Below are 15,082 nucleotides of genomic sequence, written 5' to 3'. Positions count from 1 at the left end.
TCTGGCCGTGGCCCCGCCATTACCAGTTACCCGAGGGTGGCAGAAGGGGGCGCGATCCGTAAGGGTTCTTGCTGATGAACGTTGACGTCAAGTCAGAGCTGGGAGAGTAGATGGATTCCAAAGAACTAGTTGAGCATGTGGCATCATATTATCTCGAGTCGAGCGATTTCAATGGCCTGCCGGCCTACGTGTTGCTGCCTGGAACGAAGCTCGACCGTGAGGCGCTACTAGACCTCCTGCGTCCGCTAGTTGAGCGGGGCATCTTGGCGGTCAACCTCGGCAACCGTCACCCCAATCCTCATATTAGGGCGTTTGCGGACCCTCCGGCATCCGAACAACTGGCAGGGCTCGACTCGCTTGAAGGGGATTACTTTGTCATGTACCCAACCCCGGAACTGCTCAAAGAGCGTGTCGTCCCAACGGACTATGAAGGCAGGCCATTCACGCTTCGTCTTGCGCTCGGGGAACCCCAACTCGATTTCGAGTCGTTCGATCTTGCTGTGATCGACCACTACCGACGTGACCCACGGTATCGGCTCTGGTCGAACGACGTCGCTGCTACGTTAAGCGTTGGAGACGATGCCTATGAGTCGGAAGCGTTTCCGGAAAAGCACAAGGTGCTGATACAGCATTTTGGTTTCAGCTACGATAAAGAACTGCGGAGAGCCGTCGCCGTTTTCCTGGGCGACTTGGACCGTCTAACGCCCGAGCACCAGCAAATCTGGGACGCCTATCGTGTGACGGGTGATTACAGCTTACACCCTGACTTTTTTAAAGCAGCGATTCTTGGAGATTGGGGGTTAAAGGCCTCACTGCGCGAAGCCATGGTAGAGGAGTTGAAAACGATCAATGCCATGTGTTCCGCGATCGGATGGCCCAACTTGTTCCGAAGTGAATTTGAAGAACCGCCGAAAGAACTGGCGTTCCTCATTCGTCCTACTGCGGAGGAATTCAATGCCTTCGTTCAGACCCTCGACAAAATTCTATCAGATAACATCAACTACGGGTTCTTCCCGCCGAATATTGCCCGCGAATCGGAGTCGATACGTGAGGACGGCAAGATCGAGGTGAAGGCCCGTGGCACCATCCAGATGTTGGAAGAGTGGTTCCAGAAAAACTTCAAGTCCCGCGACGCTGAGCCGCTCGAGAAGTGTTTTGCTACCCTGCGAGAGGTGCGAAAGCGGCGATCTCGCCCGGCCCATTCCATAGTGCCGGAGGAATACGACGAGGCGCTTTATGAAGAACAGAGGGAACTGTACGTGCGCTCATACGAGGCAGTGAGGACGATCCGCTTGGCGCTACAAAACCACCCTTTAGCGGCGCCAATCCGCAAGAAAATGAACCCACAAGTCCGGGACGGAGAGATCTGGTTCCGCTAGCATTCATAGCTTTCGATGTGGCGTACGGAGTAGAGGATCAAGTCTCCTCACATTGGTAGCAGAACCGGCGGCTGCTCGAGCCGATCGGCAACATCCCGCCACGGGAATTCGAGGAGGCATGGTATACTCGTCATGAGAAGAAGGCAGAAGAGGTCGAACCCACATGAAACTGTCTCCGAAATACCCGGGGCGGTTCACAACTGCAGCAATTGAACAGGCGGTACCATTCATCATTGAATCCCACCCCCCACCTCCTGTAAACTCCCCCCCGAACCACCCAGCCCCAGGCCGACTCCACACCTGCGCCCCCCACCGGCCCCGGCGCCCCGTCAAACCGCCGAGGCCCCCTGGCAGCTGGCCCCCCGACCCCCACCTGCCCCGGACCCCACCCGGTCCCCGGCAGCCGGTGCGTCGCTCGCCTCAACACCGTGGAGTCGACTATGAACAAGCTACTGACCTGCCTCCTCCTCATCCTCCTGGTCGCCACCACCGCCAGTGCCCAGCTCCAGCGCACCGTGATGGAGACCACGCCCACCGGCGTCACCGCCACCATCCAGAAGACCGACGACGTGACGCAGGCCGGACCCCTGCCCCTGCGCGACGACGACTACCTCGTCGGCCAGCGCAGCATCAATGTCCTGATCTACGATAGCTGCGGCATCGGTCCCGACGGCTACTACGCCGGTACCCAGAACGGCAGCGCCAACTACCCGGCCGTGGTCGAGAACCTCCACATGGACGGCTCGCTCGCCTGGGCCTTCGAGACCTCGCGCGCCAACTTCGCCCACGTCAGCCACGGCGGCGCCGTCCTCGCCAACGACGCCATCAACGGCGCCACCGTCTGCGGCAACGGCGACGGCGAGACCTGGGCCTGGACCCTCGACCTGCCCGACTGCAACCCCGCCTGCATCGCCCAGACCCCCGACGGCAGCGTCCTCGTGGTGGGCGTGAACAAGTCGGCCAGCGGCGAGCTCCTTTGCTTCAATGGCTTCACCGGCGAGATCCTCTCCACCTACGAGCTGCCCAGCGGCGGCTGGGCGCGCATCCTCGACATCACGCCCGACGGCAGTCTGGTCGCCTCGCGCGGCAACATGCTGCACGTCATCGAGACCGCCACCGGCAACGCGCTCCACAACGCCTCGGCCGGCGCCTCGTGCGACGTCGTGGCCATCTCGCCCGACGGGCACTGGCTCGTCGCCGGCTGGACCAGCATGGAGGTCTTCGAGCGCGTGGAGGACCACTACGAGTTCCGCTGGAGCAACCGCCGCGTGCCCAGCGCCTACGCCTCGTTCGCCAAGGTCAACTCCAACGGCGACATCGTCTGCGGCATCAACACCGGCTCCTGGAACCGCACCTACGTCTACATGGTCAACGCCATGGCCGACGACCACGACGGCGTCCTCTTCGAGGGCCCCGTGAGCGACGGCGAGGTCCAGGAAGGCGTCCGCTCCATCTTCTTCGGCGACGACTCCGACCTGGTCGTCCTCGGCAACTGGGGCGACGCCGCCGGCAACATGCCCGAGATCATGGTCCTCGAGTTCGGCAACATCCGTCCCGTGGCCTCGCTCGACACCCGCGGCTCCATCTACGCCGTGGACGGCTACGTCACCCCCGACGGCGGCCTCGAGCTCGTGGCCTGCGGCAAGCAGGTCCACGCCAACGTCATGGGCAACGGCGGCGACTACTACATCATGTACATCCCGGCCGTGGTCCCGGTGGAGGACGACGACCAGACTCCGGACAACGACGTCCTGGTGACCGGCCTCGCAGGCGCCCACCCCAACCCGTTCAACCCCATGACCAAGGTCGCCTTCACGCTGGACCGCACCCAGCACGTGAAGCTCTCGGTCTTCGACCTGGCCGGCAAGCGCGTCGCCGTGCTCTGCGACGGCGTGTTCGCGGGCGGGGAGCAGTCGGTGCTCTGGAACGGCAAGGACACCGGCGGCCGCGACGTGCCCTCGGGCAACTACGTGGTCGCCATGGAGACCGACGCGCGGGTGCGCACGGCGAAGATGACGCTGGTGCGGTAGTTCCGGCCCGCAGATCGAGACGCGACAGCGGCCCCGGGTTCGCCCCGGGGCCGCCTTGCTTTCGCGCTCAGCCGGCGGCGTTTTCCCGCACCCGCCCCAGCAACAACGTCAGATCGTCCTCCGCCCCGCCGCCGTGCTCCGCCACCGCCGTCAGGATCGCCTGCAGCACGTCCGGCAGCGGCGCGTCCCGGTGTTCCCGGATCACCGCGCCCAGCCGCTCCTCGCCGAACAGCTCGCCGCCCTCGGCGCCGGCCTCGGTCACGCCGTCGCTGTAGACCACCAGGAGGTCGCCTGCAGTCAGCGTCGTGACGGCGGCCTCGCAGGGCCAGACGGGGAAGGCGCCGAGCACCGTGGCGGTGGCCTCGAGTTCCTCGAGGCGGCCGTCGTGGCGCAGGACCAGCGGCGGGTTGTGGCCGCAGTTGACGTAGCGCAGGCGGCCGGTGGCGTCGTCGTGGTCGCCGAAGAAGACGGTGGCGAACTGGTCGGACCGGGTGGACTCGAGCAGGCGGAGGTTGATGTCCTGGAGCACCCGCACCGGGTCCAGGGCCAGCTCGCCGGCGTGGCTGCGCAGGGTGGCCAGCAGGCTCGACATGAGCAACGCCGCCGACATGCCCTTGCCCGAGATGTCGGCCAGCACCAGGCCCAGGCGGCCGTCGCCCAGGGGCAGGTAGTCGTAGAAGTCGCCGCCCACGGCGCGCGCCTGCACGCAGTGGGCGGCGAGTTCGAGGGTGGCGCTGGTCGGCGCCTGGCTGGGCAGCAGGTTCACCTGGACCTGCCGGGCGATCTCCATCTCGCGGGCGACGCGGCGGTCGGCCTCGATGCGGCGCGCGATGTCCTCGGCCATGACCACGCTCTCCAATGTCAGGCCGACCTGGCCGGCGATGCCCGCCAGCAGGCGCAGGTCCTCGCCCGAGTAGGGCTCCTCGCTGCGGCGCGGGCCCAGGGCCAGCAGGCCGAGGATCACGCCGTCGCGGTCGAGGATCGGCACCAGGCACTCCATGGCCTCGCGCGCCGCCGCGGCCGCGGCGGCCAGCGCGGTCACCGAGCCGTCGGCCGTGTCCCAGGGGCGGGCGTGGCGGGCGAGGGCGGTGACCAGGGGGTCGTCGGCGGCCAGGGTGGCCGGGGCGCCGGCCCGCGAGGCTCCGCCCTGGTCGACGCACAGGACGAGCTGCTCGCCGGTGCGCAGGTAGACCGCCAGCGAGGTGGGTTGCAGCGCCTCGCTCAGGTGCTCCCGCAAGAGCGCGCACAGCTCGTCGCGGTCGCGGGCCCGGCGGCTGCGGTCGATGAGGTCCTCGAGGATCAGCCGCGCGTCGTAGGCGCTGCGGAAGAAGGCGCGGTCGATGCGCGAGGCGACCCGGGCGTGGACCCGGCTCAGCAGCCAGACCACCAGGATGCCGCTGAGCGCGGCCGCCAGCGCCACCGTCACGTGCGGGGCTTCCGCCGGACCGGCCGTGGCGCCGAGGGCGCGCGAGAGCTGGGTGGCCGCCACCACCACGATCGCCACGCCGGCCACGGTGATCAGCGCCAGGAACCCCCGCTGCACCAGGAAGTAGCGCGCACTGCGCCGCAGCAGCACGGGGATCTCGAGGACCCGGTGCTTGAGCACGGCGTAGGCCACCGAGATGGGCATCAGCAGGACGAAGATCACCGACGGCGCCCAGATCCAGAAGGGGAACTGGGCGAAGCCGACACCCTGGAACATGCCGACCACCTGCACCACCAGGAATGGCAGCGGTCCGAGCCCGAGGCCCCACACGATCACGCGGGTGCGGCGCCGGACCTCGGCCGTGGGGGCCCGGACCGTGTTGAGCACCAGCGACACGATGCCCAGCACGAAGGAGGCGAGGGCGATGGTGGTGAACATGGGGCCGAGCCAGGGCAAGTTATGGTCGAGGTAATGGCCGATCAGGTAGAGCGGTCGGGAATCGCCGGTCAACAGGAGCGGCACGGCCACGATCAGGCCCAGGGCGCTCTGGAACGAGAGCAGGGCCCACTTCAGCCAGGGCAGGCGCCGGTCCAGCGGTGAACGGACCGGGAACACGGCCAGGAACATGTAGAAGAGCGACCCGCTGACGGATCCGAACAGGTGGCGGAAGGCGAGACCGAAGGCGCGCGCCCACGGGGGCACGCCGCCCAGCAATTCCACGAGAGGAGCGCTGGCGATGATGCTGGTGAACAGCAGGGCGAGGATCCAGGCGTGGCGGTCGTTCCGGCGCAGGAAGAGCACCGTGAACCCGACCAGCAGGAAGGGCAGGGGGAAGGCGTCGATCAGCTCGTTGGCGATCCGCTGGGCGGTCGGACGCTCCCCGGTCGGCCATGGTTCCAGCGTGACGGCGTGGTCCTCGGGCTGGGCCCGGTCCGGCCGCTGGATCGTGAGGTGCACCACCGTGCCCGGCGGCCGGCTGCTGATCCGGTCGTGGAGCACCTCCCAGGTGGTGAACGGGTGGCCGTCCACGGCGAGGATGCGGTCCCCGGGCTGGAGCCCGGCGCGGGCCGCGGGACCGTCCTCGGTGAGGGCGTTCAGCTCCAGCGCGTTCTCGTCCACCCGGAACGTGAAGTCGTCGAAGCCGATCAGGCTCTCCTGCTGCCAGCGGACGGCGGCCATCCAGAGGATGCTGTAGGCGAGGGTCACGGCCGCCAGCAGGATGGCCAGGGCGAGGAGGAGCCGCTGTTCGCGGTGGGGCGGGCACATGCGATCTCTCCGGCCGGATTCGGAGTGTCGGGCTCGGGCCGAGCTTACCGGGTCCGTACGCGCCTGAGAACCGAATCGTTGCGTCCGGTTCCGGCATGCGGAAAACACGATTCCAGTTATCCTATATCGATATTTGCCGCTGGCGGCCGTTCCTATCCCGAACCCGAGGACCATTCATGATCGGCAAGTCCCTCCTCCACTACGAGATCAAGTCGAGCCTGGGCAAGGGCGGCATGGGCGAGGTGTTCTGCGCCCGCGACACCAAGCTGGGCCGCGACGTGGCCATCAAGGTCCTGCCCGTCGAGCTGAGCGGCGACCCCGAGCGCGAGGCCCGTTTCCAGCGCGAGGCGCGCGCCCTGGCCAGCTTGCAGCACCCCAACGTGGCCTCGGTCTACGGGTTCGAGGAGGCCGACGGCGTCCGCTTCCTGGTCATGGAGCTGGTGTCGGGCGCCGAGCTCAGCGAGCGCATGAAGAAGGGGCCGATCCCCGTGGAGGAGGCGCTGGTGATCGCGCGCCAGATCGCGGCGGGGCTCGAGGCGGCGCACGAGAGCGGCATCGTCCACCGCGACCTCAAGCCCGCCAACATCATGGAGACCGCCGAGGGTGAGGTGAAGATCCTCGACTTCGGCCTGGCCCAGGCCTGGTTCGGCGACAGCGGCACCGGCAGCGATTCCTCGGCCGCCCCCACCATCACCGCCGCCATGACCCAGGCCGGCGCCATCCTGGGCACCGCGGCCTACATGAGCCCCGAGCAGGCCCGCGGCAGCAGCGTCGACCGCCGCGCCGACATCTGGGCGTTCGGCGTCATCCTCTTCGAGATGCTCACCGGCGAGCGGCTCTTCCACGGCGAGACCGTGAGCGACACCCTGGCGGCCGTGCTGCGCGCCGAGCCCGACTGGGACACGCTGCCCGTGGACGAATCCCCGGCGCTCTGCCACCTGATCCGGCGCTGCCTCGAGCGCAACCCGCGCCAGCGCCTGCGCGACATCGGTGAGGCGCGCATCTTCCTGCAGGACGGCGGCGCCAGCGTGTCGGGCCTCAGCTTCTCCGCGCTGGATCTGGGGGCGGCGGCCGCCGCGCCGGCGCCGTCGCGGCCCCCGGTGCTGCTCATGGCGCTGATCGGGCTGGTCTGCCTGGCGGCGGGCTCGCTGCTCGGCTGGCGGGTGCTCGCCGGCAGCGACCCCGCGCCCGTCCTGCACACCATGGTGCCCCCGCCGCGCGAGACCGATTACGACCTGCGCGGCACCGCGCCCGGTCCCTCGGTGCTCTCGCCCGACGGCACCATGCTGGCGTTCACCGCGGTCGACGAGGACGGCGGGACCCAGCTCTACTTGCGCCACCTGGACCAGGGCGAGTCGGTGAGCATGTCCGGGACCGAGAGCGCCGCCTACCCGTTCTGGTCGCCCGACAGCCGCTTCATCGGCTTCTTCGACATGCAGGGGGAGAAGCTGCGCAAGGTGGCCGTGGCCGGCGGCCCGCCGGTGACCCTCTGTCCCGCGCCCAACGGCAAGGGCGGCTCCTGGAACCAGGACGGCGACATCATCTTCGCCCCGGACTACGACACCATGATCCACGTGGTCCCCGCCATCGGCGGCGACCCCGTGCCCATCACCACCGTCGGCGGCGAGCACGACAGCCACCGCCATCCGCGCTTCCTGCCCGACGGCCGGCAGTTCCTCTTCATCGCCCGGCCCACCGCCACCGGCCAGAACAACGGCGTCTACCTGGCGTCGCTGGACACCACCCAGACGCCGCGCCTGATCTCCGAGTCCCAGGCCAATGTCGACTACTCCGAGGGCCACCTCCTCACGGTGCGCGAGGGCGTGCTCATGGCCACGCCCTTCGGACTGGAGCAGGAGCGCGTCACCGAGGGCGGCACGCCGCTGGTGGAGAACGTCCTCATCCTGCCCGGCGCCGCGGTGGCCGTGTTCAGCCCGTCGGCCTCGGGCATGCTGGTCTTCCAGACCGGCGCCTCGGCCGAGGCCGGCCAGATGCTGAACTGGACCGACCTCGAGAACGGCGGCATGGTGGCGCTGGGCGAGCCGGGCCAGGTCTACCACCCCATCATCAGCCCCGACGGGACCCGCGCCGTGGTGGAGGTGCGCAACGCCTCCAACGAGGGCACCGACCTCTGGCTCGTGGACCTGGAGACCGGGCTGCGCACGCGCTTCACCTTCGCGGCCGGCGACGAGATCCGCCCGTGCTGGTCGCGCGACAGCCAGTTCGTCTTCTACGAGTCGCGGCAGGACGGCGTCTACCGCATCGTCCAGCAGCCCGTGGAGGGCCAGGGCGGCGCGGCCATCATCATGGAGGCCGCCCGCGAGATCGGCCCGTCCTCCACCGGACCCGACGACCGCGTCCTGCTGGTGGACGTCGAGCGCGAGGACGGCAAGTTCGAGATGCGGAGGCTCGTCCTCGACGGCGGCGACGGCGAGCCCGTCACCGTCGCCAGCGCGGCCGACGGCCACCTCGGCGGCGGCCAGTACTCGCCCGACGGCCGCTGGATCGCCTACCACACCCAGACCTCGGCGGGCTGGGACATCTTCGTCATGCCCGCCGACGGCGGCGCGCGCAAGTGGCAGATCACCAACGACGGCGCCGTCTATCCCAAGTGGAACCGCGACGGCACCGAGATCTGGGTCAGCCGGTTCAGCGGCGACCTGCGGGTCTACGAGGTGGACGGCAGCGGCCAGACCTTCCGTTCCGGCGCCTTCCGCCGCCCGCTGACCGTCACCTCGCCCGACGCCTCCGGCTGCTACTACGACCTGCACCCCGACGGCCAGCGGATCCTGCAGACGAGCACCGATCCGGCGTTCCGGACGGAGGTTTCGTACCTGCACCTGGTGACCGATTGGCGGCGGGGGCTGGTGCAGTAGGGGGCGGGGCCCCGTCTCACCAGGGCCCCGCGATCATCAAATGATACGTTCGCTACCGCCAGCCATGCTCCAGGATCCAGTCCCGCGTCGGATCCCAGACCAGCGCCGGCGCATCATCGGCGAGGAAGATGTCGATGTGCGCGAAGTCGAGCGCCTGCTCCTCCGGAGGATAGAAACTGATCGCCAGCTCGGTGACATCCGTGCTGCCGATGACGTCCAGCGTGTAACGGCCGTAGATCGCGGCCCCCCCCGCAGGTTCGATCCAGAGCAACGGCACGGTGACGTCGCCCAGGTGATCGTCCAGGGTCGTCGCCTCCGGTGTGCAGCCGATCGTTGCATAGTCCAGGATGAACGCGTTGGCCTCGTAGGGTGGCGCGTACACCATGAAGTCGATCCAGTTATCGACGTTGGTGTACTGAAGGCCCGTGGGGACACCGTCGGCGTCGAAAGTCCCGGCCACGAAATGGTAGCTGAATCCTTCGATGTCGTATCCCGGATAGGCGCCAGCGGCCAGCGCCGCCTGCAGGTTGGTGAAGCCCGGAATCAGTTCCGACGGGCCGTCGGGATAGTCGAGTGCCGGCGGTCCGAAGAACGGGAACGGACTGTAGAGCGCGTAGTTGCCGTCCGCGATATCGGCGCTGACGTCTTGCACGTCCTGGCAGAGGGCTGTCTGCAGGAGCGGATCATCGGTGACCAGTCCGTAATCCGCCGCGATGAAGGCATTCACCTGACGACGACCTCGTGGTCGTTGTGCGTCGCGCTGCAGGTACACGAAGCCCGTGGCCGAACCGCTGCTGTAGCCCAGCAATTGCATCTTGCGCAGGCCGTTACCCGTGTACAGGCGAATGGCGCGGGCCACGGCGATGCCGAGATCGAGGTCGTCCACGGCATGGTTCATGTCCCAGTCGGCCATGAAACCGTGGTCGGTCACCTCCGGCGGCACGAGCGCCCAGGCTTGATCGATCCCCCAGACGTCCACGTCGGCCTGGGCCACATGAATGGCGAAGCCCACGTCGTCGGGCTGTCGCGGCGAATTGAGTCCGGGCAGGAACATGCCGACGAAGTCCTTGATGTCGCCGTGCTGCAGGAAGATGGACGTGCGAGCGCGGATCGGACAGCCGGGTCGGCTCTCACGCACCACGCGGTGCAGGCCGATGCGGTCGAATTCACCCGGACCGGTACTCACCTCGAAGGAATAGTGGGCAAGGCCGTTACCCAGATCATCGCGGTGGAAGTCGAGCAGGCAATGTGAGCGCTTGTCCGTGAGGGTGGGCAATTCCACCGTGGAGTCGAGTTCCCAGCCCGCTGCCTGGGCGAGTTCGAGGGCCATGGGATCAGCGTCCGGCGAATCGAGCGTGACGTCCGGAGCGGTGGCATCCATGGTGTCGGCAGGGTTGTCGCGGCTGCAGCCGCTTGCGGCCAGAATTAATCCGATCAGGATCGAGTACAGAATGACTTTCAACATGGGCATCTCCAATTCGAAGGTGTCCGGTGGTGCGGAGCGAGGGGGGTCGTCGCATGACGATCGGCCACTCCAGTGGACGTTAGTGAATGCGTTGAAAAGACACGAAATGAGAAGCAGCCAATGTTCGGAGCAGAGAAGATTCAATCGTCCACACTATGATCACACCAGGATCATATTTAAAAACGTGACGATCCCTGCGAAGGATTCGCCATGTGAATTAGGCACCCTCCGGGTTCACTCCCCACCCAACCCATGCTAGAATCCGACCACCATGGTCCCGTTCCGCATCAGCACCAGGCCCACCCCGCATCACGGCCCGCGCACCACCGTGGCCCTGGTCCTCCTCTGCCTCCTGACCGCTGCGGCCCCCGGCTGCCGCGAATCCGCGGAGATCCCCGAGCTGCCGCTGCCCTCGGAACACTCGCCCTACGTCTTCGCCGCCCCCACCCGGCAAATCCCCGGAGGCCGCATCCTCGGCCATACGGGACTGCCCAACCTGCGGGTGCTCGACATCGACGGCGATGGCGACCAGGACCTTCTCTACGCCACGGATGACCGCCTTCGCCTGAAAACCAACCGCGACGACCGGATGACCACCGCCGAGGCCATGCCCGCCGACCCGGGCTACGGCTACGACGGCTGCCTGGCCATCCACGCGCCGCTCGACCTCGACGGCGACGGCCTGCCCGAGATCCCGTTCTCCGGCCCGGCCGCCGACCGGAGCCACTGGCGCGTCTGGATCCTCGATCCCCGCGCCTGGCAGGTGGTCCGCTCGTTCGACCTGCCCGCCGGTCCCGACCGCTACGCCGACGGCCAATGGGACGGCAACTTCGCGGTCCAGGGCCTCCTCGACGTGCCCACCGACGACGGGGTGCGCCCCGCGTTCCTGATCTCGGTCACCGCCGGCTACGACGCCTGGCCCCGCGGCGTCTGGGCGGTGGATGCCGAGACGGGCGGGGTGCTCTGGCGCTTCGAGGCCGGGCCCAAGCCGTCGCACATCTCGGTGGTCCTGGCCGACCTCGACGGCGACGGCTGGGTCGAGGTGGTCTACGGCACCAGCGGCACCGGCAACATCGACGCCGCCGAGGCCAACGGCCTGGGCGACGACCACGCCGTGGTCTTCTGCCTCGCCGCCGACGGCACGCTGCGCTGGTCGCGAATCCTGGGACCGCATCCCAGCGGGGCCATGCCCCGCGTGGTGGACCTCGACCGTGACGGCCTCCTCGATCTGCTGGTGGTCCACGGCAGCGAGCGGAATCTGGACAGCCGGATCGAGATCTGGGACGCCGGCGACGGCTCCACCCTGGCGTCGTACCACCCCGGTCCGCGGATCAAACGCTTCGCGTTGCTGTCCACCGAAACCACCACCGACATCGTGCTGAACACCGCGGCCAACGACCTCGTCCGGCTCGCCTATGGCGACGGCGGACTCCACGAACGCCGCCACGTGCGCAGCGATCGCGAGCTCGACGTCATCGCCTGCCTCGACGCCATCGGCCTCGGCGAACCCCAGGTCCTCGTCCGCATACCCGACGGCGATTACTGGCTCCTGCCGGGCGACCTGTCCCGACCGCTCGCCGTCCTGCCCCGGGACGTGCAGGGAATGGCGATCAGCCAGGTCGTCACCCTGGACCTGGCCGGCCGCTGCCACCTCCTCCTGCTCGGCCGCGAGGAACTGCAGCGAAGCGCGGTCGTCCTTGCGCCCGGCGACCAGCCCCGCGACGGCCTCGTGGCCGCCGGCGGCGCCGCGGCCGTGATCCTGTTCGGCGGCCTGGCCCTGGGCTACCGGCGACGTCGCACGCGCCGCGGCGGTCCTCCCGCCGGCCTCCAGCCCCAGCGCGACCTCGAGCTCCGCCTGCTCGACGACCTCGCCGCCGAGAGCCACGGCACCATCGGCGCGCTGAAGATCGCCGCCAGCCTGATCCGCCTGGTGCGCCTGCGCGCCCGCGATCACCTGGCCGACCCCGACCGCCTCGCCCGCCGCGTCCGCGACTTCGAGCGCACCTGCTGGCCGCGCCTGGCGGAGATCCTCGACCGCTGCGCCGCCGCCGGCGCCCCGCCTGCGCTCCTGGCCACCGCCCGCGCCGAGTTCGCCGCCTTCCGGGACGCGTCCGCGCGCCTGGCCGCCGCCGGCTTCGCGCCCGATGCCGTGGCCGTCGAGCAGCCCGTCCTCGAGTCCGCCTGGCGGCGCGGCGAGGCGGCGTTCCAGACCCTGCGCCACGATCTGGAGGCCGACTTCCACACCGACCTCGCCGACGCCCTGGCGCACGTCCTGGAACTGCGCGCCGACGACCTCGCGGGCGTCACCGTCGCCCTGGACACCGCCGCCGCCCCCCGCCTGCGCCTCCACGGCGACGACCTCGAGTTCGTCCTCGACAACCTGGTGGGCAACGCGGTCGCGGCCATGGCCGGCCGCCCCGAGCGCACCCTCACCGTGACCGCGGGCCGCGACGGCGAGGTCGGCTGGTGCGAGATCGCCGACACCGGCGGCGGCATGCCCGCCGAGCTGGTCGCGCGCCTGGGCCGCGAACGCGTCACCAGCAAGCGCGGCGGCGGCCTGGGCTGGCTCCACTCGCACACGCTGCTCGAGCGCTACGGCGGCAGCCTCCAGGTGGTGGCCAGCACGCCCGACGACGGCACCCGCGTCCGCCTCGCCGCGCCCCTGGCCCGCACCGACCATCCCTCGGGAGAACCCCATGACCGCTGACGCCGATCGCCCGCTGATCCTCGTGGCCGACGACGACGACCTCTTCACCGACGACGTGATCGCCATCCTCGAGCCCCACTACCGCACCCTCGCGGTCCACGACCCCGCCGCGGTGCGGGCCACGGTGGCGTCCGAACGGCCCGACGCGGTGCTGCTGGATCTCGACTTCGGTCGGGGCCGGCCCAACGGCTTCGCGGTCCTCGAGTCGCTCGGCGACCTGCGCGACACCTCGCCGGTGATCATGCTCTCGGGCCGCGACGACATGGAGGCGGTGGTGCGGTCGGTGAAGTCGGGCGCGTTCCACTATCTCCAGAAGGACCCCGACCCCGACGAGCTGCTCAACCTGCTCGCGCGCTGCCTCCAGGAGAGCGACCTGCGCCGCCGCCTGCGCGCGCTGCAGCACGAGGCCGACCGCCACCGCAGCGATTACGTGGCCGCCGACCCGGCGAGCCGCGCGGTCCTCGCGGAGATCGGCCGCGTGGCGCCAACATCGGCCACCGTCCTGATCACCGGCCCCACCGGCGCGGGCAAGGAGCTGGCCGCCAAGGAGATCCACCGCCTGAGCGCGCGGGCCGCCCGCCCGTTCGTGGTCATGAACTGCGCCGCCGGCGCTCCCGACCTCATCGAGTCCGAGCTCTTCGGCCACCTCCGCGGCTCGTTCACCGGCGCCACCAACCTGCGCGATGGCCTCATCGCCACCGCCCGCGGCGGCACCCTCTTCCTCGACGAGATCGGCGACGCCTCGCCCGACCTCCAGCAGAAGCTCCTGCGCGTCATCGAGGAGCGCACCTACCGCCCGGTGGGCGCCGACCACGAGCAGCCGGCCGACGTCCGCCTGATCGCCGCCACCCGCCGCGACCTGGAGGCCGACGTGGCCCGCGGCCGCTTCCGCGAGGACCTCTACTTCCGCCTCGCCGTCCTGCGCCTGCACCTGCCGCCGCTAGCCGACCGCCGCGGCGACATCCTGCCGCTGGCCGAGGCCATGCTCGCGCGGCTGGCGGGCGAGTGCGGTCGGCAGGTCCTCGGCTTCACCGACGAGGCCGCCGCCTGGCTCCGGCAGCAGGACTGGCCGGGCAACGCGCGCGAGCTGCGCAACGTGGTGGAACGCGCGGTGATCCGGTGCGGCGGCGAGCGGTGCGGACTGGGCGACGTGATCGGCGGCTGGCCCGGACAGACGCCGGTGCCCGAGCCGTACAAGGAGGCCAAGGAGCGCGCGGTGCGGGCGTTCCAGCTACCATACGTGGTGAGCCAGCTCGAACGAAACGAGGGGAACATCTCGCGGGCGGCCGAGGCGAGCGGACTATCGCGGCAGGCGTTCAGCCGGTTGTGCCGGGAGCTGGGGGTGGGGGAGGAGGAGTGATTACCGTGTCGCGCTCCGCACCCGCCACGCATACCCCAGATGCACCAGCCCCACGATCAGCGCGATCACCCCGAGCCCCTTCACCAGCAGCAGGATCGAGTAGAGCGGCGAGGAGATCAGCAGCAGACCGAAGACCACCGACACCGACCCGCCGATGATCAGGGTCCACGCGTTGGCCGACTCCTGCCGCGTGCGGATCCCCGTGGTCAAGCTGGTGACACCCGAGATCAGCGCGGCGAAGGCCAGGAAGTAGACCAGGAACGTGGTGGTCAACAGCGCGCTGGCCACCGGGCGCGAGAACACCACCAGGCCGGCGATGATCCCGATGGCGCCGATGAACACGCCGAAGCCCCAGTAGCGGACGATCTGGCGGGCGCGGATGTAGCGGGAGACGGTGAGGATGCCGTCGATGAACCAGTACGCGCCCATGACCAGGATCGCCAGGGTCAGCGGCACCACCGGTTTGGCGAGGAACACGATCCCCAGCGCCAGGAGCACGAGACCGCGGAGCAGGACCAGCCACCAAAGGTTGGTGAGGGCCTGTCGTTCGGGGGACTGTTCCGTGGACATGAG

General features: G+C 69.1%; 8 protein-coding genes. 5 read left to right on the top strand and 3 right to left on the bottom strand.

Annotation, left to right across the window (positions count from 1 at the left end):
• The first annotated feature begins 110 nt into the window (after window positions 1-110).
• Both IFSED24_RS12075 and IFSED24_RS12070 read left to right on the top strand, forming a co-directional pair.
• On the top strand, window positions 111-1,379 hold the full coding sequence (locus tag IFSED24_RS12075) for an AAA family ATPase (RefSeq protein WP_491331717.1): 1,269 nt from the start codon (window positions 111-113) through the stop codon (window positions 1,377-1,379).
• 440 nt (window positions 1,380-1,819) lie between these two features.
• On the top strand, window positions 1,820-3,409 hold the full coding sequence (locus IFSED24_RS12070; RefSeq protein WP_491331716.1) for a FlgD immunoglobulin-like domain containing protein: 1,590 nt from the start codon (window positions 1,820-1,822) through the stop codon (window positions 3,407-3,409).
• Window positions 3,410-3,476: 67 nt separating this feature from the next.
• On the opposite strand, the gene IFSED24_RS12065 is transcribed toward IFSED24_RS12070, so the two are convergent.
• Window positions 3,477-6,101, bottom strand: coding sequence for a SpoIIE family protein phosphatase (locus IFSED24_RS12065; protein ID WP_491331715.1), 2,625 nt, complete (start codon window positions 6,099-6,101; stop codon window positions 3,477-3,479).
• A 176-nt stretch (window positions 6,102-6,277) separates the two neighbouring features.
• Here IFSED24_RS12065 and IFSED24_RS12060 point away from each other — a divergent pair, with 176 nt between their 5' ends.
• The gene (locus tag IFSED24_RS12060; protein WP_491331714.1) at window positions 6,278-8,977 is read left to right on the top strand and encodes a protein kinase domain-containing protein; all 2,700 of its coding nucleotides are present in this window, start codon (window positions 6,278-6,280) and stop codon (window positions 8,975-8,977) included.
• Between the two features lie 52 nt (window positions 8,978-9,029).
• Here IFSED24_RS12060 and IFSED24_RS12055 read toward each other — a convergent pair whose 3' ends face one another.
• The gene (locus IFSED24_RS12055; RefSeq protein ID WP_491331713.1) at window positions 9,030-10,442 is read right to left on the bottom strand and encodes a hypothetical protein; all 1,413 of its coding nucleotides are present in this window, start codon (window positions 10,440-10,442) and stop codon (window positions 9,030-9,032) included.
• Between the two features lie 271 nt (window positions 10,443-10,713).
• On the opposite strand from IFSED24_RS12055, the gene IFSED24_RS12050 reads away from it, so the two are divergent.
• Window positions 10,714-13,149 (top strand): FG-GAP-like repeat-containing protein, encoded by a 2,436-nt coding sequence (locus tag IFSED24_RS12050; RefSeq protein WP_491331712.1) that lies wholly within the window; start codon window positions 10,714-10,716, stop codon window positions 13,147-13,149.
• Window positions 13,139-14,509, top strand: coding sequence for a sigma-54-dependent transcriptional regulator (locus IFSED24_RS12045; RefSeq protein WP_491331711.1), 1,371 nt, complete (start codon window positions 13,139-13,141; stop codon window positions 14,507-14,509). The genes IFSED24_RS12050 and IFSED24_RS12045 overlap by 11 nt, the downstream gene beginning before the upstream one ends.
• Here IFSED24_RS12045 and IFSED24_RS12040 read toward each other — a convergent pair whose 3' ends face one another.
• On the bottom strand, window positions 14,510-15,079 hold the full coding sequence (locus IFSED24_RS12040; protein ID WP_491331710.1) for an HdeD family acid-resistance protein: 570 nt from the start codon (window positions 15,077-15,079) through the stop codon (window positions 14,510-14,512).
• Window positions 15,080-15,082 lie beyond the last annotated feature (3 nt).

It is taken from the genome of Candidatus Latescibacter sp. IFSED24, assembly GCF_058273205.1.
The sequence above is the reverse complement of the archived record's forward strand: the minus strand, read 5'-3'. Positions and strand labels throughout refer to the sequence as shown.